Source organism: Nocardia sp. bgisy134 (genome assembly GCF_057708325.1).
This window is the reverse complement of the sequence record NZ_JBYIRW010000005.1, coordinates 316,388-340,898: the sequence shown is the minus strand read 5'-3', so window position 1 is coordinate 340,898 and position 24,511 is coordinate 316,388. Positions and strand designations below refer to the sequence as shown.

Below are 24,511 nucleotides of genomic sequence, written 5' to 3'. Positions count from 1 at the left end.
CTATGTATGTGATATCCCTGTTGCATGGAGACTGTCAAGACAGTGCGGGAAAAATACGCCGAGAACACCCGCCAGACGCTGCTCGAGACCGGGCGACGCCTGTTCGTCGAGCGCGACTACGCCAAGCTGTCGGCGGAGGAGCTGGTCCGGACCGCCGGCCTCACCCGCGGCGCGCTGTACCACCACTTCGACGGCAAGCGTGGTCTGTTCGAGGCGGTCTTCGACGAATTGGAAAGCAAAGCGGCGCAACGGATTCGCGAGGCGACGACGGCCGGCTCGGACCCGCTGGAGCAGGCCGAGCGCGGTATCGAGGAGTTTCTCGACGTGTGCGCCGACCCCGACTACCGCAAGATCGTGCTGATGGACGGCCCCATCGCGCTCGGCTGGCAGCGCTGGCGCGAGCTGGACCGGCAGCATCTCGGCGGCCTGGTCCTCGATGCCGTCCGGACGCTCCTGGCGGACGACCTGATCAAGCCCTACTCGGCCGAACTGCTCGCCAGTGCGCTGTACGGGGCTCTCACCGAACTATCACTGACACTCACCGAGGTGGACGACGGTCGCCCGCAAGCCGTGGATCTGATGCGCGATCTGCTCGAGGGGCTCACCGGGCGGTGACACGGATTTCGCCGGAATCGCTTTCGAGACAGGGGCGGCGGCCAGGCGGTATAGTTCGTGGCGTCACTTCGGTGATGTCGAGAGGGTGGAGCGCCGCTGCTGACGACGCCCCACCCGATGGGTCAGCTAGCCCGTACTCGACGGACCAGCATGAGCGCCCCGGCGGTCACGGCAGCTACCAACAGCAGTGTGCCGTAATCGACCGGGGCCTTGCTCTTCTTCCGGCGATGCTTCGCCATTCCCCACCACCTCCCGTCTGGGCGCGGTGTCTGGACCTGAGTCCACCGCCCCTCGACGCGAGGTGTGCACACACTATGCGACGCGATCGGTCAAACGTCCTGTCACACAGCGTGTCCCGACGAATGTCCGGATCGATCGGCGCGTCGCTTCGGCGAGTCTGGGCTCGGCCGAAAGCATGGGAGAGACCAGCGCACCGGCGCGGGCTGGGCCGCCATCCGCGCTGCGCTCGCGGCGGTGCGAGCGCGGGGTGAGCGGCACGTCATCGCGCTAGGCGATCCGACGTATCACCCGCGCTTCGGCTTCGTCCGAGCCTCGCGATACGACATCGGCATCGAGGTGCCCGACGAGGCGCTGACGGCGCGCGCGCTCGAACCGGCCCACCCGCTGCCGAGCGGGACCGTCCGTTACCCCGCGGCGTTCGACATCGGTTAGCGGCAGCTCACCGTCCGGCGGCTGATTCGGCACCGGCCACCAGACGGTCGCGGCGATCACCGCGAGCAGGCCGCACACCAGCGCCAGCAATGCGAAGAACACGGAGGCATCCATAGCTTCCTCCCAGCGGCAGAGGGTCTACGCCCCGGCACCGGGACCGCCGACTGAAGGCGCACACGGCCGGCATGCCGATGAGGGACAGCATCGTCCCGGTACCGAAGCTTTCCCCAGCATCTCCGCCCGATATGACGACCAACGACACCCCCGTGTAGCCCGCTGTTGCAGTCTCCTCCCACCCCACCCCCACCGGCGGTGAAGAGTGCAGGACTGCGGGCGGAGCTGGTGCGGGGCTGAGCGGAGGTAGTGTGGGGGTCGGGCGCGGTGAGGAGACGCTTACCACTTGATTACTTGCGGACACATGGTGGAAACGCGAGGTCCATAGCGTATACACGCATGTCGACACGGGTGGCCACGCTGGCCGATGCAGCGGGACGGCCGTTGCGGGACGTGGTGTATACGACGTTGCGCGATGAGCTGATGAATGGGGACATCAAGTTCGGGGAGCGGCTGACCGAGCCGAAACTGTCCGCGCGCTTCGGTATTTCGCGCACGCCGATCCGCGAGGCGCTGACTGTGCTGTGTTCGGACGGGCTGTTGCGCCGCGAAGAGTACGGCTTCAGCCCGGTGCGGCCGAGCATCCCCCTGATTCGCGACCTGTACGAGTTGCGAATCACCCTGGAACTGGGCGGGATTCAGCGCGCCATCGGCAATCCCGAAGTGCGCCACGATCACGCGCTGCTGGAGGCCGAACGCGCGAGCTGGCTCGAGTTGCAGGCCGATCCGCCGGCGCAGGAGCCGGGTTTCGTGGTGCGCGACGAGGAATTCCACGTCACGCTGCTCACCGCGGCGGGCAATGCCGAACTGGTGCGCGCACTGAAATCGGTGAACTCCCGGATCCGGCACGTGCGCATGTACGACTTCATGGTCAACAACCGGATCGAGACCACGATCACCGAGCACCTCGCGATCCTCGAGGCGGTGCTCGCCGAGGACCTGTCGCTGGCTTATCGCCTGCTGCACACCCACATCGGGGAATCTCTGGACGTCGTCTTGGAGCGGGTCACCCGCGCCATCACCGCGATGTCGCTGGCAACTGAATAGGGGACCGCACCGTGGATTTCGATACTGTCCTCGTCGCCAATCGCGGCGAGATCGCGGGCCGGGTGCTGCGAACCGCGAAGTCGCTCGGCCTGAAGACCGTCGCCGTCTACTCCGACGCGGACGCCGCGGCGCCGCACGTCGAATTCGCCGACGCCGCGGTACGGCTCGGCCCTGCGCAGGCCGCCGAGTCGTATCTGCGCGCCGACCTGGTGATCGAAGCGGCGCTGGCGACCGGAGCGGGTGCTATCCACCCCGGCTACGGATTCCTCTCGGAGAACGCCGATTTCGCGACGGCGGTGGCCGAAGCGGGCATCGCGTTCGTCGGCCCGACACCGGCGCAGCTGCGCATCTTCGGCGACAAGCACACCGCACGCGAGGCCGCGAAACGAGTCGGCGTGCCGCTGATTCCCGGGAGCGGCCTGCTGGATTCGGCCGAGCACGCGGTGGCCGAGGCGGAGCGGATCGGTTTTCCGGTGATGCTCAAGGCCGTCGGCGGCGGTGGCGGCATCGGCATGCAGAGCTGTTTCACCGCGGACGAACTCCGCGCGGCCTACCTCCGGGTGCAGCGCCTCGCCGCGACGAACTTCTCCTCGACGGGTGTCTTCCTGGAGCGTTTCGTGGCGCGCGCCAGGCACGTCGAGGTGCAGCTGTTCGGCGATGGGCACGGCCGGGTGGTCAGCCTCGGCACCAGGGACTGCTCGTTGCAGCGGCGCAACCAGAAGGTGATCGAGGAAGCGCCTGCGCCGGGGCTCGGCGAGGAGCTGACGGAACACTTGCTCACCGCGTCCAGAGAGTTGGCCGAATCGGTCGGCTACCGCTCCGCGGGCACGGTGGAATTCGTCTACGACTCCGAGCGCGGCGCGGCCTCGTTCCTCGAGATGAACACCCGGCTCCAGGTGGAACACCCGGTGACCGAGGCGATCACCGGCGTCGACCTGGTCGAATGGATGCTGCGCCTGGCGGGTGGGGACGCCACCATGCTGGACGACATGCCCGCGACCGGCCCGGCCCAGTCCGGGTGGGCCGTCGAGGCCCGGGTCTACGCCGAGGACCCCGGCCAGGACTACCGCCCGAGCGCCGGACTCGTCACCGCCGCCGAATTCGCCTTCGGCGTGCGCGTCGACACCTGGGTCGGCACCGGCACCGAGGTGAGCCCGTACTACGACCCGCTGCTGGCCAAGGTGATCGCCGCGGCCCCCACCCGCGACGCCGCGCTGGACAGCCTGGCCGACGCCCTCGCCGAGACCCGGATTCACGGCGTGCAGACGAACATCGCCCAATTGCACACCGCGGCAACGGATCCGCGGGTGCGCGATGCGGCACACGGCACCGGAACGCTGGCCGACATCCATCCTTCGGCGGCGCGCATCGACGTGCTGCGCGGCGGAACCATGACCACCATCCAGGACCTTCCTGGCCGAATCGGCTTGTGGGAGGTGGGCATTCCGCCGTCGGGCCCGATGGACGACCTCTCGTTCACCGGAGCCAATATCGCCGTCGGCAATCCGCCGGGCCTGCCCGCGCTGGAGTGCACGCTCCAGGGCCCGCGCCTGCGCTTCGCCACCACCACGGTGGTCTGCGTGACCGGCGCGGACGCGCCGATCACCGTCGATGACACGCCAGCGCCGATGTGGGAACCGATCACGATCCCCGCGGGCGCGGTGCTCGACATCGGCGCGCCGACCGACACCGGCCTGCGCACCTATCTCGCCGTGCGCGGCGGCCTCGACGCCCCGCTCTACCACGGCAGCGCGTCCACCTTCACCCTCGGCGGATTCGGCGGGACCACAGGCAAAGCCGTTGCGGCGGGCGATGTCCTGCACATCGTCACCGACGGTGCGGCGATCGGTGAACCCGCGGCGGAGCCGGGCCGATCCACGGCAACGCCGGTGCGACCCGAGTTCACCCACGAGTGGCAGCTGGCCGTCGGCATCGGCCCGCAGACCGCGCCCGCCTATTTCACCGACGCGGACATGGCACAGTTCGCGGCGCATCCGTGGCGGGTGGGCAGCCACGCCAACCGCACCGGCATCCGGCTGGAGGGCCCCAAGCCGGCCTGGTCACGGGCCGACGGCGGCGATGCCGGACTGCACCCGTCGAACCTGCACGACAACCCCTACAGCGTCGGCGCGCTCAACGTCTCCGGCGACACCCCGATCCTGCTCGGCCCGGACGGACCGAGCCTCGGCGGTTTCGCCTGCCCGCTCACCGTGATCTCGGCGCACCGGTGGAAACTCGGGCAGCTGCGCCCCGGCGACACCGTCCGGTTCGTGCCCGTCGACGACGACGAGGCCACCGAGCTGCGCCGCTCCGACGATCGGCGCGCGAAGGCGACGGTATCCCCCGCCCGCGACGCACTCGGCGATCGCGGCGTGCTCGGCACCGCGCCCGGCGATGCCGACCGGCCGCGGGTGACGTACCTGCGCGGCGGCGACGACAACATCCTCGTCGAATACGGCGAGATGGTGCTGGATCTCGGCCTGCGCATGCGGGTGCACGCGCTCGCCGAGGCGCTGGCGGCGGCGGGCCTGCCCGGCATCGTCGACGTCACCCCGGGCGTGCGCTCGCTGCACATCCACTTCGATCCGGACGTGCTCGCCCAGCACCGGCTGCTCGGCACGCTGGCCGAGTTGGAAGCGGAGCTGCCCGCGACCCACGACCTGGTGGTGCCGAGCCGGACCATCCGGCTGCCGCTCTCGTTCGACGATCCTTCCATCGCCGAGGCGATCGACCGCTACCGCAGCGGCGTGCGCGACACCGCGCCGTGGCTGCCCTCGAACACCGAATTCATCAGGCGCATCAACGGACTCGACAGCGTCGAGCAGGTGCGCGACACGGTGTTCGACGCGGAATACCTGGTGCTCGGGCTCGGTGACGTGTATCTCGGTGCGCCGCTGGCCGTTCCGCTCGATCCGCGACACCGCTTGGTGACCACGAAGTACAACCCGGCGCGCACCTGGACCCCCTCGGACGCGGTCGGCATCGGCGGCAAGTACCTCTGCGTGTACGGGATGGCCTCGCCCGGCGGTTACCAGCTGATCGGCCGCACCGTGCCGATCTGGTCCAGCTACCGGCAGTCCGCGCCCTTCGAGCCGGGCACCCCGTGGCTGTTCCGGTTCTTCGACCGCATCGTCTGGGAGCCGGTGAGCCCCGAGGAACTGCTCGAGCACCGCGCGGCGGCTGCCGCGGGCCGGTTCGACGCCGAGGTCGGCGATGGCACCTTCGCGCTGGCCGACCACCTGCGCCTGCTCGCCGAGAACGCCGCCTCCATCGCGGAATTCGAGGAGCGGCAGACGGCCGCGTTCGAGGCGGAGAAGCGCGCGTGGCACGCGGCGGGCGAGTTCGAGCGCACCACGACCGCACCGGCTCCGCAAGAACCCGTCGCCGATCCGTTGGCCGGGCTGCCCGCCGACGCCACCGTGGTGACGGCGCCGATGATCGGCAATGTGTGGCGCGTCGAGGTCGAGGAGGGGCAGCGGCTCGACGCCGGTGCGCCGGTCGCCATCCTGGAGGCCATGAAGCTGGAGCTGCCCGTGCACAGCCCGGGTGCGGGCACGGTGCTCAGGGTGCTGACCGCGCCGGGCGCCAAGGTGGCGCCGGGTACCCCGCTAGCAGTGATCGGAGTGGACTGAATGACCGCTGGCGTTCCATGCACCACCGCCCATCGGGACTCGCCCACCGCGCGGGTCGCGGCCGCCTATCGGCGCATCGCCGAGGTGGATCGCCCCGAGGTGTGGATCACGCTGCGACCCGAGCACGAGACCGTCGCCGACGCGGCCGAGGTGGAGCGACGGCTGGCCGCGGGCGAGACGCTGCCGCTGGCCGGACAGCTGGTCGCGGTCAAGGACAACATCGACGTGGCGGGCTTGCCCACCACCGCGGCCTGCCCCGAATTCGCCTATCCGGCAACGGTTACCGCGGCAGCCGTCGCACGGCTGCAAGCGGCAGGGGCGATCGTGCTCGGCAAGACGAACCTGGACCAGTTCGCCACCGGCCTGGTCGGTACCCGGAGCCCGTACGGCGCGGTCCGGCATGCCCATCGTCCCGAACTGATCTCCGGCGGCTCGTCCTCGGGTTCGGCCGTCGCGGTCGCGCTCGGACTGGTGGACATCGGCGTCGGCACCGACACCGCCGGGTCCGGGCGGGTGCCCGCGGCGCTGCACGGCATCGTCGGCCTCAAAGCCACGCTGGGGATCATTCCCGCGCACGGCCTCGTCCCGGCCTGCGCGGACTATGACGCCGTCACGGTGTTCGCGAAGGATCTCGACGGGGCGGTCGCCGCCGCGGCCGTGATGGCCGGGCCCGATGCGGGAGACCCGCGCAGCCGCGCCTGGCCCGCCGACATGCGGTTCGCCGCGCCGCGAACTCCGCGCCTCGCGGTGCCGCGCGCCGCCGACCTCGCCGTCCTGACCGACGACTACCGCGACGCCTTCACCAGAACCGTTGCCGCCGTGGCCGATTCCGGCATCGAGACGGTCGAGCTGGACATCTCGCCGCTGCTGGACGCCGCCCGCTTGCTGTACGACGGCGCGATCGTCGCGGAACGCTATGCCGCGGTGGGGGAATTCCTGGCGACCCGTCCGGCGGGCGCGGATCCCACGGTGGCGGCCATCATCGGCGCGGCCGCGTCCACCACCGGCCCAGCCTTCGCCGCCGACCTCGACGCGTTGACCCGTGCCCGTGCCGACGCGGCGCTGCTGCTGCGGGACTGCGACGCGCTGCTGCTCCCGACCACCACCGAGCACCCGAGTATCGCCGCGGTGCAGGCGGATCCGGTCGACATCAACCGGCGCATGGGCACCTACACCAACTTCTGCAACCTGCTGGACATGGCCGCCGTCGCCGTTCCCGGCGCGGCAACCGCGGCGGGCGCTCCCTTCGGCGTGATGGTGGTGACGCCCGCCTTCGGCGATCAGGTCGCGATCGATATCGCCGCCCGCGTGAGCGGCCTGGAGCAGGCGCCCCTCCTGGTCCGGGACGGCGTGCAACTGGCCGTGTTCGGCGCGCATCTGCGCGGCCAGCCGCTGCACTGGCAGCTCGAGGGGATCGGCGCCCGGTTCGCCGGGGAAATCCGCACCAGCGATGCCTATCGGCTGACCGCCCTCGACACCGTGCCCGCCAAGCCGGGGCTGGTCCGGCACGGCGCGGGACTCGGCGCGCCGATTCTCGGCGAGCTGTTCACGGTCTCGCGCGCCGGGCTCGGCGGCTTCCTCGCGGAGCTGCCCGCGCCCATGGCGCTGACCAGCATCGAACTCGACGACGGCCGGTCGGTCATCGGTTTCGCCTGCACCTACGACGCCGCGCTGGCCGCCACCGACATCACCGAATTCGGCGGTTGGAAGGCATACCTGAACGCCGCCAACTGATTCCGCGCCCGATGGCCCGGCAGCTGCCCGCTGCCGGGCCATCGTCGTCCGAACGCCCTGGTCGGCGCCGTTTCAGACATTTGTACTAGACAAACGTTCAACCCGTCTGTTAGACATTTGTCTTAGACATTCGATCTAACGAGGAACAGACCATGAGCATCTCCCACAGCCCGAACTCCCCGCGCGTGCTGATCAGCGGCGGCGGCATCGGCGGCAATGCCGTCGCGCTGCAACTGCTTCGCGCAGGCATCCAGACCACCGTCGTCGAGCGCGCCGCCGCGCCGCGTCCCGGCGGGCAGGCGGTCGATCTGCGCGGAACCAGCCGCGACGTCGCCGAGCGTATGGGCCTGATGCCCGGCATCAAGGCCAGGCAGCTGGACGAGCGCGGCATGCTCTACGTCGACGCCGCGGGCCGGGAGACGCTGCGCATGCCCGCCGAACTGTTCGAGGGCAAGGGCGGCGTCGCCGAAATCGAGATCACCAGGGGCGATCTGAACGAGGTACTGCTCGACGCGCTGGCGAAGGAGGGCGGGGTCGACTACCGCTACGGCGAGTGGATCACCGAGGTCCGGCAGGACACCGCGGGCATCGAGGTCACCTTCGCCTCAGGCGCCGTCGAGCGCTTCGACATTCTCATCGGCGCCGACGGACTGCACTCCGCCACACGGCGATTGGTGTTCGGACCGGAGCAGGACTTCGCGACCTACCTGGGCGGCTACATGTCCTTCTTCACCATGCCGACCCCGAAAGACACCGAGCCGCACTGGTTCTCGATGCACTCGCTGGTCGGCGCGACGGGCATCGGCCTGCGCCCGGACGCCGATCCGGCGACCTCCAAGGCGATCATCATGCTGCGCGCCGCCGCCGATCCCGCGCTGCGCCGCGATGTCGAAGCGCAGCAGCAGTTCATCAGGGAGCGCCTCGCGGGCGGCGGCTGGCATTCGGGCGTCATCACCGCCGCGATGACCGAAGCCGAGGACTTCTACTTCGACGAACTCGCCCGCATCGACATGCCGAGCTGGATCAGCGGCCGGGTCGCCCTGCTCGGCGACGCCGGATACTGCGGTTCGGCGCTGACCGGACAGGGCACCGCGATGGCACTGGTGGGCGCCTACGTGCTGGCCGGTGAAATCGCGACGCACGCAACGGATCCGGAGCGCGCGTTGTCTCGCTACGAGGAAGTGTTGCGCCCCTTCGTCGCCAAGGCGCAGGAGCTGCCGCCCGGCGGTCTGCGGTCGATGACCCCGAAGACCAGGTTCGGCATCCGCGTGGGCCACGCGGTGTCCCGATTGATGACGACCAAGGTGATGAAGCCGCTGATCATGCGGATGCTCACCGCGACCGAGTCCTACGAGCTGCCCGACTACTCGGCGCAGTCGGTCGGCTGAGCTCTGCGGTCATCGCCCACCGACACACCGAGTTCCGCGAGCAGGTCCTCGACCCGCCGCCCGACGTCGTCGCGGATGGGCCGCACCTGCTCGACCTCCAATCCGGCCGGGTCCTCGATGATCCACTCCAGGTAGCGCGGACCCGGCACCAGCGGGCAAGTGTCTCCACAGCCCATCGTGACGATGACGTCGGCGGCCCGAATGATCTCGTCGGTCCACGGTTTCGGGTATTCGCCCGAGATGTCGATCCCGACCTCGGCCATCGCTTCGACCGCCGCGGGATTGAGCTGCGCGCTCGGCTCCGAGCCGCCCGACCAGGCCACCGCCCGCCCGCGTGCGAAATGCGAGAAGAAGCCGAGCGCGATCTGGGAGCGGCCCGCGTTGTGCGTGCACAAAAACAAGACGATCGGACGCGGTTGCGCCACTTTGCCTTCCACCTTCGCCCTGGCTTCCAGCTGCTGGCGAGCAAATCGTTCCGCGAGCACCGGCAGGTACAGCGTCACCGTAGCGCGCGCGACGAACGCCTCGTACGACGAAAAGAGGTAACCGACAACGATTTCCGGCGCGAACATGGTGGCGAACTCGTCGAGCAACCGCTTTTCGGCAAGGCGCAACTGCGTCTCGTGATCGAGGGCCAGCAGGCGATAGGCAGGCCCGGTCGGTGTGACCGATCGTTCCATCCATCCAGCGTGACAGCCGGACGTTCGCAGCCGCAAACGAACTTACCGTGAACGCCGCTCACCGAGGTGACAACGATGGGGCGGGCCGGTTACCCCTCGTGAACCGGCCCGCCCATACCTTCGGGCGGAACTCCTGGCCTGCGACCGGACGGTTACCTTCGGCAGGGGGCGATCCTCCTTCGCCCGCCAGCTCCAGGAAGAGCCGTCGATGGCGCCGCCGGAGGGATCCGGCCGGGTCGGTCACCCCTCGTTGGACCGACCCGGCCGGGTTATCCCCGGGGCCCGAGCTGTCACCCCTCGTGGACAGCTCGCGCCCGGTTCCCACCCCCGGTGGTGGCTTGTCCCCCCTTCCCCTTGGTTACTGGCAGTACTCGAAGGTGCCGAGTACGGTGCGGCCGTCCTTGATCAGGTAGCCGGTGGCGGCGAGATCGGTACTGGCGACCGGGTTCTCCCCGTCCGGCGCCAGCCACTCGACCTGCTGCACGACCTGGTAGGCGTTCGGGTCGTTGCGCAGCACCTTGACCTCGGTGTCGTCCATCTCGGCGGGCTTGGTGTCGGTGGCCTTGCCCTTCTCCCACTCCCCCGCGCTGGCCAGCGTGTGCTGGGCGGCGTCGTAGACGACGGTGCGGTACCGGATCTGCTGGTGCTCGCCGGGGCGGTAGCCGGGCTGGGCGTAGACGACCGGGGCGGCGATCTCGATCTCGATCCGGTCGTCCTTGTGGGTGCAGGTGGCCTGGCCGGTGAGCGCGACACCGGGGACGCCGGTATCCGCCGCGGCGGCGCCCGCGCCGAACACCAGGGCGGCGGTGGTCGTCGAGAGAGCGAGGGCGGTGGTCAGCTTGCCGATCATCGTCTGTGCGTCCTTCGTGAGGTCCGTGGTTCCGGTCGATCCGGTGTTGTCACAAACAATGCGGCCTGCGTCTTGGCGCGGGCTTAAGAACACCTTGCATGGACGAATCCCCAGGTAGATCGGGATTCGCTAACACTTCCGCGCCGCGCGAGCGATGATGGAATCGGTGTGATCGATGATTGGAGCGACGATGGAAACCGTGGTGGTCTGGATCCTTGCCACAATCCTGTACTGGTGGGGTCTGCTGTAGTGAAAGTGCAACCTGGCCGCACGTTCGGCCAGGTCTCCCTCGAGTTCGATCCGCCGTATTTCGGCGAACCGAAGAGTCGCTTGGGGCTCGTTCCGCCGACCTTCCGATGACCAAAACGACCGCGCACCCGGCCTTTTCGGCCGGGGGCGTTCGTGGTTCGCTCAGCGAGCAGATTCGGCGGCCAGCGCCTCGACGGCCTCGTCCGGTTCCGCGTCCGGTGCGTCCAGCCCGCGTTCGCGCAGCAGAACCAGCGAGAGCGCGGCGGCGAGCACCGAGCAGGCGGCCACGACGAAGGTGGTCGACATCCCGGAGGTGAAGGCCGCCCGTGCGGCCTCGGCAAGGCCGCCGTCACCGGTGGCGGCGCTGATGACCAGCGCGTCGGAGATGGACTGGCGACCGGTTTCCGGAGCGCCCGCGGGCATCGCGTCGGAGCAGGTGCTCGACAGCACCGCGCCGAGCACAGCGACGCCGAGGGCGGCGCCCGCCTGCTGGATGGTGTCGTTGAGCGCCGAGCCGACGCCCGCGTACTCACCGGGCACCGCGCCCATCAGCGCGCCGATCGTGGCGGGCATCGCAAGACCGAAGCCGCCGCCCATCACGGCCATGGCGAGCGCGGGCAGCCAGAAGCCCGAATTCGGCTCCAGCAAGGTGAGCATCCCGAAGCCCGCGGCGGTGATCGTCAGGCCGACGGCGGTGATGCTGCGGTTGCCGACCTTGCTCGCCAGCGCGGCCCCGACCCCGTTGCAGGGGTCAGCGCTGCGCGACGCCGACGCGATGACGGGTGACGAGTTCGGCCAGGTCCAGCGATTCGTCGGACCACGCGACGAGGTCGAGAACCGCGCCGTGACCGATCAGCTCGCGGGCCGCGCGGATGTCCGACGGCCTGGCGATGGCGACCGCGCCGACCAGGCGACGACGGCGCAGGGCGAGGACGGTGAAGTTCGGCTCGGCGAGCGTGCCGCGCAGCACGAAGTCGTCGTCGTGCCGCATCCGGCCCGCGAACTGGAGATTGATCCCGTACTGGGTGGACCAGCCCCACGAGACATCCTGGCGGGCAACCGGTTTGCCGAGCATCGACTTCGCGGCGGCCACGCCCTGCGCCAGCGCGCTGTTCCAGTGCTCTGTGCGTTCGTGCGCGCCGAGGTCGGGATCGAACCGGTTGGCGGCGTCGCCCGCCGCGTAGACCCCTGGCGCGGAGGTGCGATAGTGCTCGTCGACGAGGACGCCGTTGTCGACGGCCAGGCCGGCCGTCTCGGCGAGCTCGGTGTCGGGAACCGAGCCGATGGCGATCAGCGCCACGCCCGCCCCCCATATCCGGCCGTCGCGCGCGGTCGCCGTGACACCGTCCTCGTGACCCTCGAGACGGGTCAGCGTCACCTCGTCCAGAATCTCGACGCCGTTGTCGGCGTGCAGCTTTCGGTAGAACGAGCCCACCGAGGGCGGGGCGACGCGGTCGAGCGGGGCCGATCCGGCATGCACGACGGTGACTTCGGCCCCGAGCGACCGGGCGGTCGCCGCGACCTCGCATCCGACCAGGCCGCCGCCGACGATCAACAGTGATTTGCCCGCGTCGATCGCCGCGCGCAGCGGCCCGATGTCGGCGGCGCCGCGCAGCGTGTGCACATGGCGCTGCGGGGCGGGCAGGCTGCGGGCGCGCGCGCCGGTCGCCAGCAGCAGGCGGTCGTAGCCGAGCTTCTCGCCGCCTGCCAGTCGCACTTGCCGCCGCTCGGTGTCGATGTCCTCCACCGTGACGCCGGTGCGCAGCTCGATGTCCTTGTCACGCCAGGACTCCGCGGTGTCGAGCAGCGTCCTTCGCTCGACCGCGGCGCCCGCCAGCATCTCCTTCGAGACCATGGGACGCCGGTACGGCAGGCCGTCTTCGGCCCCGACCAGCACGATGCGTCCCGAATACCCTTCGGCGCGAAGGGTCTTGGCCGCGGTGGCGCCCGCGACCCCCGCGCCGACGATCACGATCCGTTCGGTCATGCGCGACTGACCTCGACCATCTCGAAATCCGCTTTGGCCGCGCCGCAATCGGGGCAGGACCAGTCGTCGGGGATGTCGTCCCAGCGGGTGCCGGGCTCGATGCCGTCCTCGGGCCAGCCGAGCGCTTCGTCGTACTCGAAGCCGCACTGCACGCATTGGAAGAGTTTGTAATCGGTTTTCATAGTTCGTGTCCTGCTGTAGTGATGGAAGGGTTTTCGAAGTCGAGCTTTTCCCGGACGCCGCAGTCGGGGCAGCACCAGTCGTCGGGCACCGCGGACCACGGCGTGCCCGGCGGGAAGCCCTCGCGGGGCGCGCCCGCGACCTCGTCGTAGGTGTAATCGCAACCGGGACAGCGGTAGACGGCCATCACCGCACCTCGTACTTCGCCAGCACGCGCTCCCGCTTGCTCGGCTGGATGTTCACCCGGGTGATGTCACCGTCGTAGTGCGCGAGCACACGGTGATCCATCACCTTGCGCCACAGCGGGGGCAGATAGGCCAGCCCGATCATGCTGGCATAGCCGCTCGGTAGGTTCGGCGCGCCATCCATGCTGCGCAGGGTCTGATACCGCCGGGTCGGGTTGGCGTGATGGTCGCTGTGCCGCTGCAGGTGGTACAGGAAGATATTGGTGACGATGTGGTCGGAGTTCCAGCTGTGCTCCGGCGTGCACCGCTCGTAACGGCCCGACGCGGCCCGCTGCCGCAGCAGGCCGTAGTGCTCCAGGTAGTTCACCGTCTCCAGCAGCGAGAAACCGTAGACCGCCTGAATGATCAGGTACGGCAGCACGACCGGGCCGAACACCGCGACCAGCGCGCCCCACAGCACCACCGACATCAGCCAGGCGTTGAGCACGTCGTTGTGAATCGTCCACGGGCTCTTGCCCATTCGCTGCAGGCGGGTCTTCTCCAGCTCCCAGGACGAACGCAGGCTGCCCGACACGCTCCGCGGCAGGAAGGCCCAGAACGTCTCGGCGAAACGCGCGCTGGCCGGGTCCTCGGGTGTCGCGACACGCACGTGGTGGCCGCGGTTGTGCTCGATGTAGAAGTGGCCGTAGAACGTCTGGGCGAGGGTGATCTTGGACAGCCAGCGCTCCAGCTCGTCCTTCTTGTGGCCCAGTTCGTGCGCGGTGTTGATGCCGACGCCGCCCATCGTGCCGATGCTCAGCGCGAGGCCGATCTTCGAGATCAGCCCGAGGCCGCCGTCGATGCCGAGCCAGGACAGGTCCGTCGCCGTCCACAGATAGCAGGCGAACACCAGGCTCATCAGTTGCAGCGGAATGTAGGCGTAGGTGCAGTACCGGTAGTACTTGTCGTTCTCCAGCTGCTCCATCACCTCTTCCGGCGGGTTCTGCCCGTCGGGACCGAAGAAGCGGTCCAGGATCGGCAGCAGCACGTAGACCAGCAGCGGGCCGATCCACCACCAGACCGGCGACACCTCCTGCAGCCCGAGCTCGTTGAACACCCAGACCAGCCAGGTCGCGAGCAGCACGGTGGTGGGCGCCACCAGGCCGAACAGCCACAGATAGCGCTTGCGGTCGCGCCATTGCAGCGCCTGTGCGGGCGCATCGGTTGGGGATGTCGTCATTCTCGATCTCCTCGGGGACTTGCGCGCGGTCCGGGCAGAAGCCGGCGCCCGGACCGGGTAGGCACTCGCGCCACTGCGGTGTGGTGTCGAGCACTTTACAAACGTGCTCTCTTGTCCAATTGGAATACACCCAGTGCATAAGTGTCAATAGCTCAGACAAATCGTGCTGATGTGTACGATGGATGACGTGCCTGAAGCGTCGAGTTTTCACACCCGGATGCGCTTACTGCTCCGCGAGCGCGTTATCGAGACCGCGCGCGAACTCGTGTGCACCGAGGGCTGGGGTGCGGTGAACATGTCGCGCGTGGCCAAGGAGGTCGGCGTCAGCCGCCCGGTCCTCTACAAGGAGATCGGCACCAAACAGGACCTCGCCGACCTGGTCATCCGGCACGAGTTGGAGACCTTCCTGGTCGGCATCGACGACAGCCTGGCCGCGCATTCCGACGACGTGATCGCGGGCCTGACCGCCGCGGTCGGCTACACGCTGCGCACCGGCTCCGACAACGAACTGCTCGGGGCCGTGTTGTCCGGGCGCTCGCCCGCCAACGCCGCCTTGCTGCCGACCCTGATGACCGAGCCCGAGCCTGTCCTCGGCCGGGCGCTGGGCGCGGTCACCGGCGCGGTGCGCGCGCGGTACGCGCTCGCCGAACTGTCGGACGACGAGCTCGCGACGCGCATCGAGACCGTCATCCGGCTGACCCTCAGCCATCTCTTCCAGCCGCTCGGCCCGGTCGAACGTGCCGTCGGGCAGATCGGCTCGGCGCTCGGGGCATTGTTCACGCCGGTGCGAGCGACGGTTTCCTGACGGGCCGCAGGGCCGAGCGCGGTGGATGCGCCGGTGCGCGGACGCATCGCGCCGATCCGCTCAATTCACCGGCAGCGTCACCCGCGGCGGCACCGTCAACGGCGGCGTCATGCGCGGCGGTGTGACACCCGGCCGGGGGAAATCCGTCGGCCATGGCCGCAGCGTCGGCGGCAGATAGCGCCCCGTCGGCAGATACGGCGGGGCGATGGGCGTCGGAAGATGGCGCGTCGGCAACGGGCGCGGTGGAGCCGGCTCGGACGGCGTGCCCGCCGCGGCGAGAACCAGACGGAGCACCAGAAAGACCCCGAACGCCAACGCGGTCCAGAGCCGCCAGTTCGACCGCGGCGCCTCCGGCAGGTACCGCGCTTCCGGCGGCTGCGGCATGTACGGGGACGAAAGCTCGGGCCCGGCCGGCGATTCGGCCTGTTCCTCCACCGCGGCCAGGGTCGCGCGCACGAAGTCCGCGCGGCTCGGATCCCACTGCGCGACAAGGCGCAAGCCGCGCTCGCCCGCTTCGCGATCACCGCGGTCCAGGTCGAGCAGCGCGAGTTCCTGCGTGGCATCGACGTGCTCGGGTTGCAGCCGAAGCGCCTCGCGCAGAGCCGCTTCCGCGCCCGGCACGGAAATCCCGCCGCGGCGCAGGATCGAACCGCGGACCCGGTGCAGATCGGCGTGGTCGGGGTCGATCTCGATGGCCCGGTCGATGGTCGCCAGCGCCACGGCCGGATCCGTCGCCGACTGGACACCCGCGAGCAGGCGCAGGTTCTCGACGTACTCCGGGTCCAGTTCCGCGCTGCGGGTGGCCGCGGCCAGCGCGCGGTCGTAGTGCCGTTGCCGCTCCGCGGCATCGTCCTCGGCCAGGTGCGCCAGTTCCTGTTCGGCCAGCGCGAGCACCCGCAGCGCGGACTGGTAGTCGGGGAAGACGGCCAGCGCGGCAGCGCTGTAGCCGACGGACCTCTCGTACTCACCGGTGCGAAACCAGGCGTAGCCCATCAGCATCAGCGCGTCGGCGTTGTCGGGATCGGCGGCGAGCACCGCGCCCAGCTTCGCCCGCGCCGCGTCGATCCGGCCGAGGTCGATGAGGACCTTGGCACGGGCGACCTCGTCGTGCGCGAAAGTAGTCATGCGACCGGGCTTTTCAGCGCATCTTCATTCGCTTCATGTACAGGGCGAGCTCGTCGTAGCTGCCGTCGCCGTTGGCGAATTCGACCACGTTGCGGGCGGATTCGAACCACGCGCCCGCACTCGGCTTGATCGCGGCCATCGCGGCCTCCAGATCAGCCATACCGATGGGCCGGACAGTGCCGGTGCGGATCGATTCCGCCATGGCCAGCTGGGTGGCCGAGGTGCAGACATGGGCCAGGTCGGCGCCCGAGAACCCCTCGGTGCGCGCGGCGATCGCGCCGAGGTCGATCCCGGCCACCGGACGCTCGCGCAGGTGGTAGTGCAGGATCGCCTTGCGCGCGGCGGGATCAGGCAGCGCGACCAGGATCATCCGGTCGAAGCGCCCCGGCCTGCGCAGCGCGACGTCGATGTCCCACGGGTGGTTGGTCGCGCCGAGGATGTAGACGCCCTCGTTGTCGACGGTGGCCGAATCCATCTCGTTCAACAGCTGATTCACCACGGTGCGCATGGTCGCCGAGCTGGACATCTGGCTGCGCTTGTGGCCGAGCGCGTCCACCTCGTCAAGGAACAGCACGCACGGCGCGTTGCGACGGGCCACCTCGAACACGCTGTGCAGGTTGCGCTCGCTGGCGCCGGTGTAGATGTCGAGGATGTCGGCGATCTCGATCGGATAGAAATTCGCGCCGAGCTCGCCCGCCACCGCCGAGGCGATGAAGGTCTTGCCGCAGCCGGGCGGGCCGTACAGCAGCAGGCCGCCGCGCGCCGAGGTGCCGAATGCCTTGGCCAGCTCGGGGTTTCGCAGCGGGCCGAGCAGAGTGAGGTCGAGCTGTCGCTTGACTTCCTCCATGCCGCCGACATCGGCCAGCGTCACCTTGGCGCGGGAGAACAGGCCCGTATCAGTGGCGGCGGCGTATTCCGTTGGGCCCGAGTCGACGAAGGCCGGTGCGACGATGTCGGACACCTGGTCCTCGGCGGCCGCCCAGTCGTAGTCAGCGGCAGCCGTTTCGGGCTCCGCCTGGGGAGCGGGTTCGACGTCCGGCGCGGAGCCGTCGGGAGTCGTTGCGGCGGGCGAACTTTCGGCCTGCGGCGCGGTCGCGGCCGATGCGGCGCCGCCCGCGAGCGCGGCGGTGCACTGCTGGAGCAGTTCCACGGCCCGCGCGTTGCCCGGCTCCTGGCTCAGCGCCGCGCCGCACTGGGCGAGCGCCTCGGCGTGGCGGCCGCGCTCGGCGAGCAGTTCGATCACCCGCAACCGCAGAGCGAGCACGTCAGGGCTCCGGTCCAGCGCGGCAAGCATTTCGACCAGCACCGGATCATCGGTCACGGCAGTCCCCCGTTCGAGCACACGAATACCCCGACGATCCTAAACCGTTACCCTCCAGAAACATCGCGTCGCGCGCTCACCCGATGCCGCGCGCCGTACGTGATGCACGCCACAATCGAGCGTCGGAATAGTTCCATCCGGGAGCCCGTTGAAGGTCACTGTCGGCGTCCGGAACAGCCCCGGGCCGCACCCTTCGTCGCTTCGAGCGACCACTCGCCGAGAGGCGCTTGTGGGACGTCGACACCCGAGTCGTGACGCTGGCGTGGCGTCCGGTGACTCAGCGGCGCCGCCAGGTTACCCCCCGACCTGGCGGCGTTTCGCCTATCGAGCGCCGTTAACCTGAACGGTCCAAGATGCTGCCATGACCTCGTACGACTCGGCACTGCACCGCAGGCTCGGACTCACCGACTCGGTGCTGATCGGTCTCGGCTCGATGATCGGTGCCGGGATCTTCGCCGCGCTCGCACCGGCGGCCGAGGCCGCAGGCTCGTGGCTGCTCCTCGCGCTCGCCGTCGCCGCGTTGCTCGCGTACTGCAACGCGATGTCCTCGGCCCGGTTGGCGGCGCGCTATCCGGTCTCGGGCGGGACGTACGTGTACGGCAGGGAACGGCTCGGCCCGTTCTGGGGATATCTGGCCGGGTGGGCGTTCGTGGTGGGCAAGACGGCCTCGTGCGCCGCGATGGCGCTGACCGTCGGCCACTACGCCTGGCCCGAGCAGTCCCGCGCGGTCGCGGTCGCCGCGGTGCTGGCGATCACCGCGATCAACTACACCGGCGTGCAGAAATCCGCGCTGGCCACCCGGATCATCGTCGCGGTCGTGCTCGCGGTGCTCGCGATGGTGGCGGCGATCGGCCTGTCCGGCACGCACACCGCCGCGACAGCGCTGCCGGACCGGATCGGCCCGCGCGACGTGCTGGAAGCGGCCGGGCTGCTGTTCTTCGCCTTCGCCGGGTACGCGCGGATCGCCACCCTCGGCGAGGAAGTGCGCGAGCCGCGACGCACCATTCCGCGCGCCATCATGCTCGCGCTGGCCATCGCGCTGGTGGTCTACGTCGTGGTGGCCGCCGCCGCTCTCGCGGTGCTCGGCTCGGCCGGGCTCGCGGCGGCGACCGATCCGCTGGCCAGGGTCGTCTCGGAGGCGGGCGCTCCGGCGCTGGAGCCGGTGGTGCGGATCGGCGCGGTGGTCGCGGCGGCGGGCTCACTGCTCGCGCTCGTGCTCGGCGTGTCACGCACGACGCTGGCGATGGCCCGCGACCGGTACCTGCCGCACGCACTCGCCGCTGTACATCCTCGCTTCGGCGTGCCCCACCGGGCGGAGCTGGTCGTCGGCGCGGTGGTGGCCGTGGTCGCGGCGAGCTTCGACCTGCGTGCGGCCATTGGCTTCTCGTCGTTCACCGTGCTGGTCTACTACCTCGTCGCCAATGTCTCGGCGGGCACGCTCACCGCGGCGGAGGATCGGCCCGCCCGCTGGATTCCGGTGGTCGGAGCGCTCGGCTGCGTGATCGTCGCGGCCGCGCTGCCGCTCGCGTCGGTTCTCGTCGGAGCCGGGGTCCTCGCGCTCGGCGTCGCGCTCTACGCGGTGACCCGCCGGGCACGCTGAGCCGCCACGATTTTCGTGACGCGCGCCTCTGCCTGTTGGCCGGTCCGCGCGGGTCCGGCGCGCTAGCCTCATCCTCATGGGGCGTTTCTGTGGTTTCCTCGCTGGAATCGCTGCGGTGTCGCTTGTCGCGGGAAGTCTCGTGGGCGCGCCCGCACACGCGGCCCCTGCCGCCACCGTGAAACAGGCGCGCTGCGAGGTCAGCTCCGGCCGGGAAGCGCAGCGCGCGGCTCCGGAACAAGCCGGATTCGACGCCGAACTGCTCACCGCCGCACTGGAGTTCGCCAGTCACCGAAACCGATTCAACGTTCAGGTCTTTCGGCACAACTGCCTGGTCGGCGAGGGACCGAACAACGCGAAGACCGACAACGTCGCCTGGAATGTCTGGAGCGTGACCAAGAGTGTGGTCTCGCTGCTCGCGGGCATCGCGTGGGACCGCGGCCTGCTCGATCTGGACGCCCCGATCGACAAGTACCTGCCCCCGGGCCTCGGTGACGCGGCGCACCGCGCCATCCGGATCGAGGACCTGCTCACCGAGACCTCCGGGATGACGGTGGGCGTGCTCACCGAGGGCATCACCGGAGTCGTCCCCATCGATCCACACAGCGCGGTGCAGGCGCTCGCTGTGCCGCTGGACAATCCGCCGGGCACCGTCTTCAGCTACAGCCAGCGCAACGTCGACCTGCTGACGTTCGTCATCGAACTGGCCATCGGCGAGCCATTTCAGCAGTTCGCGCAGCGGGAGTTGTTCGACCCGCTCGGCATTCTGCGCAGCGACTACTACTGGGCCAAGGATCGCGCCGGAAATACCTACGGCTACGCGCATCTGATGATCCCGCCGAACGATCTCGCCAAGCTCGGCCTACTGGTGAGCAACGAAGGCCGCTGGGGCGCAGACCAACTCGTGTCCGAAGAGTATCTCCGAATGGCGCTGACGCCGTCCCGGCCGAACCCGTGCTACGGCTACCTCTTCTGGCTCGGCCCCGACTGCGCGGAATCGCCCTCGTTCATGCCGCCCGACATGTACATGATGGCCGGGCTCGGTTTGCAGAACGTTTTCGTGCTGCCCTCGCTCGACCTGATGGTGGTGTGGACCGGCGTCTTCGGCAACGTCAGCAGCTACGGCGTCTCCGGCATCGTGCAGAACACCGATGAACTGCCGTACGAGTTCTTCCGCATGCTCTTCGCCGCCATGCCCGAGAGTCCCGTCCCCGATCCAGGACCGTACGTCGAGCCGACGATTCGGTTGGACCCGCGCCGGCTCGTCGACGCGAACCTGCTGCTCGCGGTCTTCGGCATCGGCCCGGCCGCCTACCCGGGCTGCAATGTCTTCTCCTGCTTGAACTACCAGCTCGCGCCCCCGTTCGCGGATATCGCACCGGGCTGCTTCATCGTCGTCTGCCTCGGCCACGACCCCCGCACCCCCGGCATCCACTGACCTCTCGGGCACGAACGATCCGTCTTTCCGTACCGCGTGCGCACGTGCGGTGGCCCGGTCACCACATATCGACGAGCAGTCCCCAACGGCGGGTGTCGGCTTCGTGGACCACCTCGCCCCAGTCGCGCAGCAGGCGTTCGAAGATGGCGGGGGTGGTGATGCGGTGGCGGTTGGCGGTTTCGCGGTCGAGGTGGGGATGCAGGTCGGAGATGCGTGAGGCGATGCGGCCCCACAGGTTGGCGAGGGTGGCCAGGTGCGCCGGTGAGTGGGCGAGCCAGGTGGTGGGCCGGATGGTGTCGCTGTGCCCGCTCCACGGCTGGTGAGCGGCGGGCTCGACGGGCAGGTCGGCGCCGTAGAGGCCGCGAAGGAACAGGTCGGTGTCGGTGATCAGCTCGGCCGTCTCGGGCGGTGCGTCCCACGGCACGAAGAGGCGGGCATCGCGCCACACCGCTTCGAATTCGGAGTGCAGCGCGGCGGAACTGTAGGCGTGGAAACGGTACTCGGCGATCCATTGCTCGGTCCGGTCCAGCCAGCGCAGGCCGATCGGGTACTGCTGGCGGTGATCCTCGTCGGGCCACTCCAAGTCCGCGAACCGCCGCGGCGCCCGCTCGGACACCGTCCGCGCCAGCCGCGGCCAGTCCGCGATGTGCACGGCGACATACGAACCCACCGGCCACACCTCTCCACGCCGACCTCGCTTACCGAAGCGATTGTGCCAGCCCCCGATACGACCACCGGGCCGACCCGATCCGGTGGCGGATCGGATCGGCCCGGTGCGACGAACCGGCTCAGCGGTCGCTGAGCAGCACCTCGGCGATCTGAATGGTGTTGAGCGCCGCGCCCTTGCGCAGGTTGTCGCCGGAGACGAACAGCGCGAGACCGCGACCGTCGGGCGCGCCGGGATCCTGGCGGATGCGGCCGACGAGCGACTCGTCGGCGCCCGCGGCCTGCAACGGCGTCGGCACGTCGACCAGCTTCACGCCGGGCGCGCCGGCGAGCAGTTCCTTGGCCCGCGCCACCGACAGCGGGTTGGCGAACTCGGCGTTGATGGACAGCGAGTGGCCGGTGAAGACCGGAACCCGCACGCAGGTGCCGCTCACCAGGAGCTCGGGGATGCCGAGGATCTTGCGGCTCTCGTTGCGCAGCTTCTGGTCCTCGTCGGTCTCGCCGGACTCGTCGTCGACCAGCGAACCGGCCAGCGGGATCACGTCGAAGGCGATCGGCGCGACGTACTTGTTCGGCGCGGGGAAGGTCACGGCGCTGCCGTCGTGCACCAGCTTCTCGGCGTCGTCGATCACCGCGCGCACCTGCGAGGCCAGCTCGTCGACACCGGCCAGGCCGGAACCGGAGACCGCCTGGTAGCTGGAGACGACCAGCCTGGTCAGGCCCGCCTCGTCGTGCAGCGGCTTGAGCACCGGCATCGCGGCCATGGTGGTGCAGTTGGGGTTGGCGATGATGCCCTTGACCAGGTTGCGGGTCTGCTCCGGGTTGACCTCGCTGACCACCAGCGGGACCTCGGGGTCCTTGCGCCAGGCCGACGAGTTGTCGATGACGGTGACGCCCGCGGCGGCGAACCGCGGCGCCTGCACCCGGGACATGGTGGCGCCCGCCGAGAACAGCGCGATGTCGAGGCCGGAGGGGTCCGCCGTCTCGGCGTCCTCCACCACGATCTCGCCGCCGCGCCACGGCAGCGTCTTACCCGCCGAGCGCGCGGACGCGAAGAACCGCACCTCGTCGGCCGGGAAGTCGCGCTCCTCCAGCAGCTTCCGCATGACGGCGCCGACCTGTCCGGTCGCGCCGACGACTCCTACTCGAATACCCATGGTTTATCGCCCCGTTCCTGCATGCACCACGGCCACCTCGTCGCCGCCCAGATCGAAGGCGCGGTGCAGCACCTGCACGGCGTCGTCCAGCTCGGTGTCCTTGACCAGGACCGAGATCCGGATCTCGGAGGTGGAGATCAGGTCGATGTTGATGCCCGCGTCGGCCAGCGCCTCACAGAACGTCGCCGTGACGCCCGGGTGGCTCTTCATGCCCGCGCCGACCAGCGACACCTTGCCGATGTGGTCGTCGTAGAGCACCTGAGAGAAGCCGATCTCACCCTGGCGCTTGGTGAGCATCTCGACGGCGCGCGCGCCCTCGGTCTTGGGCAGTGTGAAAGTGATGTCGGTCTTGCCGGTCTCCACCTTGGAGATGTTCTGCAGGACCATGTCGATGTTGATCTCGGCGTCGGCGATGGCACGGAACACCTTGGCGGCGAATCCCGGCTCGTCCGACAGCCCGACCACGGTCACCTTGGCCTCGCTGCGGTCGTGCGCGACGCCAGTGAGGATTGCTTTCTCCAAGGGGATGTCCTCCATCGATCCGTAAACGTAGGTGCCCTGCTTGTCGGTGTAGGACGAGCGAACATGCACGGGCACGTTGTAGCGACGCGCGTACTCGACGCAGCGCAGCATCAGCACTTTGGAGCCGCAGGCCGCCATCTCCAGCATCTCCTCGTAGGAGACCTGCTCGAGCCGCTGCGCGTCGGAGACGATCCGCGGGTCGGCGGTGAAGACGCCGTCCACGTCGGTGTAGATCTCGCAGACGTCGGCCTCCAGCGCCGCGGCCAGCGCGACGGCGGTGGTGTCGGAGCCGCCGCGACCGAGCGTGGTGACGTCCTTGCTGTCCTGGCTCACGCCCTGGAACCCGGCGACCAGCACGATGGTGCCCTCGTCGAGCGCCTCGCGCAGGCGGCTCGGGGTGACGTCGATGATCTTCGCGTTGCCGTGCGCGCCGGTGGTGATCACACCCGCCTGCGAGCCGGTGAACGAGCGGGCCTCCGCGCCGAGCGAATGGATCGCCATGGCGACCAGCGCGTTGGAGATGCGCTCGCCGGAGGTGAGCAGCATGTCCATCTCGCGGGCGGGCGGCGCGGGCGCCACCTGCTGGGCGAGATCGAGGAGTTCGTCGGTCGTGTCGCCCATCGCCGAGCAGACGACCACCACGTCGTGGCCTTGCTTCTTGGTCTCGACGATCCGTTCAGCGACGCGCCGGATACGCTCGGCGGTAGCGACCGAGGATCCTCCGTACTTCTGAACAACGAGAGCCACGACTGGGTCCTCCAAGATCGACAATCGGCTGGTAACAGCCCCCAAGACTACCGGCCGCCGTCCATCCGATTTGTCGCTACCTCCCCGAGCTGTGCAAAAGCACACACACGCAAGCAGTCTCGAATGATCGACGACCCCGCCCCGCGAACGGGTCATGATGGGGTCATGAAGAGCTCACTGATCGCGGTCACGACGGGGCGGCGCGAGGTGGTGCACGACCTCACGCCGCAGTGCGCGGAGTTCGCCGCGGCGGCGGGCGGAGACGGGCTGCTGCACGTCTTCGTCCCGCACGCGACGGCCGGTATCGCCATCATCGAACTGGGCGCGGGCAGCGACGACGATCTGCTCGCCGCGCTCGGCGACCTGCTGCCCGCCGACGACCGGTGGCGGCACGCGCACGGCTCTCCTGGGCACGGCCGCTCGCACGTGATGCCCGCGATGATCCCGCCCTACGCCACGGTGCCGGTCATCGGCGGGAAGCTGATGCTCGGCACCTGGCAGTCGATCGCCATGGTCGACCTGAATGTGGACAACCCCGAACGACAGGTCCGGCTGTCGTTCCTCACCGACGCCGGCTGACT

General features: G+C 69.5%; 22 protein-coding genes. 9 read left to right on the top strand and 13 right to left on the bottom strand.

Annotated elements, in window-relative coordinates; translation table 11 throughout:
* Window positions 1–24: 24 nt before the first annotated feature.
* Window positions 25–615 (top strand): TetR/AcrR family transcriptional regulator, encoded by a 591-nt coding sequence (locus AC3ERS_RS12385; protein WP_431966738.1) that lies wholly within the window; start codon window positions 25–27, stop codon window positions 613–615.
* A 507-nt stretch (window positions 616–1,122) separates the two neighbouring features.
* Here the strand turns inward: AC3ERS_RS12385 and AC3ERS_RS12380 are convergent.
* On the bottom strand, window positions 1,123–1,401 hold the full coding sequence (locus AC3ERS_RS12380; protein ID WP_431966736.1) for a hypothetical protein: 279 nt from the start codon (window positions 1,399–1,401) through the stop codon (window positions 1,123–1,125).
* A 339-nt stretch (window positions 1,402–1,740) separates the two neighbouring features.
* On the opposite strand from AC3ERS_RS12380, the gene AC3ERS_RS12375 reads away from it, so the two are divergent.
* The 4 genes from AC3ERS_RS12375 (at window position 1,741) to AC3ERS_RS12360 (ending at window position 9,202) form a co-directional block, all read left to right on the top strand.
* Window positions 1,741–2,448, top strand: coding sequence for a GntR family transcriptional regulator (locus AC3ERS_RS12375; RefSeq protein WP_431966734.1), 708 nt, complete (start codon window positions 1,741–1,743; stop codon window positions 2,446–2,448).
* A gap of 11 nt (window positions 2,449–2,459) precedes the next feature.
* Window positions 2,460–6,080 (top strand): urea carboxylase, encoded by a 3,621-nt coding sequence (uca, locus tag AC3ERS_RS12370; protein WP_431966732.1) that lies wholly within the window; start codon window positions 2,460–2,462, stop codon window positions 6,078–6,080.
* A complete protein-coding gene (gene atzF, locus AC3ERS_RS12365) occupies window positions 6,081–7,814 on the top strand; it encodes an allophanate hydrolase (protein ID WP_431966730.1) in 1,734 nt (577 codons plus the stop codon).
* Window positions 7,815–7,966: 152 nt separating this feature from the next.
* The gene (locus AC3ERS_RS12360) at window positions 7,967–9,202 is read left to right on the top strand and encodes an FAD-dependent monooxygenase (protein ID WP_431966728.1); all 1,236 of its coding nucleotides are present in this window, start codon (window positions 7,967–7,969) and stop codon (window positions 9,200–9,202) included.
* Here AC3ERS_RS12360 and AC3ERS_RS12355 read toward each other — a convergent pair.
* The 7 genes from AC3ERS_RS12355 to AC3ERS_RS12325 form a co-directional block, all read right to left on the bottom strand.
* Window positions 9,178–9,882 carry an arsenate reductase ArsC gene (locus AC3ERS_RS12355; RefSeq protein WP_431966726.1) on the bottom strand — a complete coding sequence of 235 codons (705 nt, stop codon included), beginning with the start codon at window positions 9,880–9,882 and terminating at the stop codon, window positions 9,178–9,180. The genes AC3ERS_RS12360 and AC3ERS_RS12355 overlap by 25 nt on opposite strands.
* 358 nt (window positions 9,883–10,240) lie before the next feature.
* Window positions 10,241–10,732 carry a hypothetical protein gene (locus tag AC3ERS_RS12350; RefSeq protein WP_431966724.1) on the bottom strand — a complete coding sequence of 164 codons (492 nt, stop codon included), beginning with the start codon at window positions 10,730–10,732 and terminating at the stop codon, window positions 10,241–10,243.
* A gap of 411 nt (window positions 10,733–11,143) precedes the next feature.
* Window positions 11,144–11,665 carry an MFS transporter gene (locus AC3ERS_RS12345; RefSeq protein ID WP_431966801.1) on the bottom strand — a complete coding sequence of 174 codons (522 nt, stop codon included), beginning with the start codon at window positions 11,663–11,665 and terminating at the stop codon, window positions 11,144–11,146.
* A 67-nt stretch (window positions 11,666–11,732) separates the two neighbouring features.
* Window positions 11,733–12,968 (bottom strand): NAD(P)/FAD-dependent oxidoreductase, encoded by a 1,236-nt coding sequence (locus AC3ERS_RS12340; protein ID WP_431966722.1) that lies wholly within the window; start codon window positions 12,966–12,968, stop codon window positions 11,733–11,735.
* The gene (locus tag AC3ERS_RS12335) at window positions 12,965–13,150 is read right to left on the bottom strand and encodes a rubredoxin (RefSeq protein WP_431966720.1); all 186 of its coding nucleotides are present in this window, start codon (window positions 13,148–13,150) and stop codon (window positions 12,965–12,967) included. Before AC3ERS_RS12335 ends, AC3ERS_RS12340 begins: the two co-directional genes overlap by 4 nt.
* On the bottom strand, window positions 13,147–13,335 hold the full coding sequence (locus tag AC3ERS_RS12330) for a rubredoxin (protein ID WP_431966718.1): 189 nt from the start codon (window positions 13,333–13,335) through the stop codon (window positions 13,147–13,149). The genes AC3ERS_RS12335 and AC3ERS_RS12330 overlap by 4 nt, the downstream gene beginning before the upstream one ends.
* The gene (locus tag AC3ERS_RS12325; protein ID WP_431966716.1) at window positions 13,335–14,552 is read right to left on the bottom strand and encodes an alkane 1-monooxygenase; all 1,218 of its coding nucleotides are present in this window, start codon (window positions 14,550–14,552) and stop codon (window positions 13,335–13,337) included. Before AC3ERS_RS12325 ends, AC3ERS_RS12330 begins: the two co-directional genes overlap by 1 nt.
* Window positions 14,553–14,739: 187 nt before the next feature.
* Between AC3ERS_RS12325 and AC3ERS_RS12320 the strand changes: the two genes are divergently transcribed.
* Window positions 14,740–15,357 (top strand): TetR/AcrR family transcriptional regulator, encoded by a 618-nt coding sequence (locus AC3ERS_RS12320; RefSeq protein ID WP_431966714.1) that lies wholly within the window; start codon window positions 14,740–14,742, stop codon window positions 15,355–15,357.
* A gap of 60 nt (window positions 15,358–15,417) precedes the next feature.
* On the opposite strand, the gene AC3ERS_RS12315 is transcribed toward AC3ERS_RS12320, so the two are convergent.
* Window positions 15,418–16,482, bottom strand: coding sequence for a tetratricopeptide repeat protein (locus AC3ERS_RS12315; protein WP_431966712.1), 1,065 nt, complete (start codon window positions 16,480–16,482; stop codon window positions 15,418–15,420).
* A 13-nt stretch (window positions 16,483–16,495) separates the two neighbouring features.
* Window positions 16,496–17,803, bottom strand: coding sequence for an ATP-binding protein (locus tag AC3ERS_RS12310; RefSeq protein WP_431966710.1), 1,308 nt, complete (start codon window positions 17,801–17,803; stop codon window positions 16,496–16,498).
* A 361-nt stretch (window positions 17,804–18,164) separates the two neighbouring features.
* On the opposite strand from AC3ERS_RS12310, the gene AC3ERS_RS12305 reads away from it, so the two are divergent.
* Together AC3ERS_RS12305 and AC3ERS_RS12300 are read left to right on the top strand one after the other, a co-directional pair.
* Window positions 18,165–19,403, top strand: a complete 1,239-nt coding sequence (locus AC3ERS_RS12305; protein WP_431966708.1) for an APC family permease — start codon at window positions 18,165–18,167, stop codon at window positions 19,401–19,403.
* A 139-nt stretch (window positions 19,404–19,542) separates the two neighbouring features.
* Complete coding sequence (locus AC3ERS_RS12300; protein WP_431966706.1) at window positions 19,543–20,838, top strand: serine hydrolase domain-containing protein; 1,296 nt, start codon at window positions 19,543–19,545, stop codon at window positions 20,836–20,838.
* 58 nt (window positions 20,839–20,896) lie between these two features.
* Here AC3ERS_RS12300 and AC3ERS_RS12295 read toward each other — a convergent pair whose 3' ends face one another.
* The 3 genes from AC3ERS_RS12295 to AC3ERS_RS12285 form a co-directional block, all read right to left on the bottom strand.
* Entirely contained in the window at window positions 20,897–21,508 is a 612-nt protein-coding gene (locus AC3ERS_RS12295) for a hypothetical protein (RefSeq protein ID WP_431966704.1), read from the bottom strand.
* A 118-nt stretch (window positions 21,509–21,626) separates the two neighbouring features.
* Window positions 21,627–22,661: an aspartate-semialdehyde dehydrogenase gene (locus AC3ERS_RS12290; protein WP_431966702.1), complete on the bottom strand. Its 1,035-nt coding sequence runs from the start codon at window positions 22,659–22,661 to the stop codon at window positions 21,627–21,629.
* 3 nt (window positions 22,662–22,664) lie between these two features.
* Complete coding sequence (locus AC3ERS_RS12285; protein WP_431966700.1) at window positions 22,665–23,930, bottom strand: aspartate kinase; 1,266 nt, start codon at window positions 23,928–23,930, stop codon at window positions 22,665–22,667.
* Window positions 23,931–24,095: 165 nt separating this feature from the next.
* On the opposite strand from AC3ERS_RS12285, the gene AC3ERS_RS12280 reads away from it, so the two are divergent.
* The gene (locus AC3ERS_RS12280) at window positions 24,096–24,509 is read left to right on the top strand and encodes a YjbQ family protein (protein ID WP_431966698.1); all 414 of its coding nucleotides are present in this window, start codon (window positions 24,096–24,098) and stop codon (window positions 24,507–24,509) included.
* Window positions 24,510–24,511 lie beyond the last annotated feature (2 nt).

Excerpts from the sequence above, each read along its gene's own strand:
- AC3ERS_RS12290 (WP_431966702.1), bottom strand. The coding sequence starts at position 22,661 with ATGGGTATTCGAGTAGGAGTCGTCGGCGCGACCGGACAGGTCGGCGCC.
- AC3ERS_RS12280 (WP_431966698.1), top strand. The coding sequence starts at position 24,096 with ATGAAGAGCTCACTGATCGCGGTCACGACGGGGCGGCGCGAGGTGGTG.
- AC3ERS_RS12385 (WP_431966738.1), top strand. The coding sequence starts at position 25 with ATGGAGACTGTCAAGACAGTGCGGGAAAAATACGCCGAGAACACCCGC.
- AC3ERS_RS12375 (WP_431966734.1), top strand. The coding sequence starts at position 1,741 with ATGTCGACACGGGTGGCCACGCTGGCCGATGCAGCGGGACGGCCGTTG.
- AC3ERS_RS12305 (WP_431966708.1), top strand. The coding sequence starts at position 18,165 with ATGACCTCGTACGACTCGGCACTGCACCGCAGGCTCGGACTCACCGAC.
- AC3ERS_RS12360 (WP_431966728.1), top strand. The coding sequence starts at position 7,967 with ATGAGCATCTCCCACAGCCCGAACTCCCCGCGCGTGCTGATCAGCGGC.
- AC3ERS_RS12315 (WP_431966712.1), bottom strand. The coding sequence starts at position 16,482 with ATGACTACTTTCGCGCACGACGAGGTCGCCCGTGCCAAGGTCCTCATC.
- AC3ERS_RS12335 (WP_431966720.1), bottom strand. The coding sequence starts at position 13,150 with ATGAAAACCGATTACAAACTCTTCCAATGCGTGCAGTGCGGCTTCGAG.
- AC3ERS_RS12355 (WP_431966726.1), bottom strand. The coding sequence starts at position 9,882 with ATGGAACGATCGGTCACACCGACCGGGCCTGCCTATCGCCTGCTGGCC.
- AC3ERS_RS12340 (WP_431966722.1), bottom strand. The coding sequence starts at position 12,968 with ATGACCGAACGGATCGTGATCGTCGGCGCGGGGGTCGCGGGCGCCACC.
- AC3ERS_RS12380 (WP_431966736.1), bottom strand. The coding sequence starts at position 1,401 with ATGGATGCCTCCGTGTTCTTCGCATTGCTGGCGCTGGTGTGCGGCCTG.
- AC3ERS_RS12325 (WP_431966716.1), bottom strand. The coding sequence starts at position 14,552 with ATGACGACATCCCCAACCGATGCGCCCGCACAGGCGCTGCAATGGCGC.
- AC3ERS_RS12350 (WP_431966724.1), bottom strand. The coding sequence starts at position 10,732 with ATGATCGGCAAGCTGACCACCGCCCTCGCTCTCTCGACGACCACCGCC.
- atzF (WP_431966730.1), top strand. The coding sequence starts at position 6,081 with ATGACCGCTGGCGTTCCATGCACCACCGCCCATCGGGACTCGCCCACC.
- AC3ERS_RS12330 (WP_431966718.1), bottom strand. The coding sequence starts at position 13,335 with ATGGCCGTCTACCGCTGTCCCGGTTGCGATTACACCTACGACGAGGTC.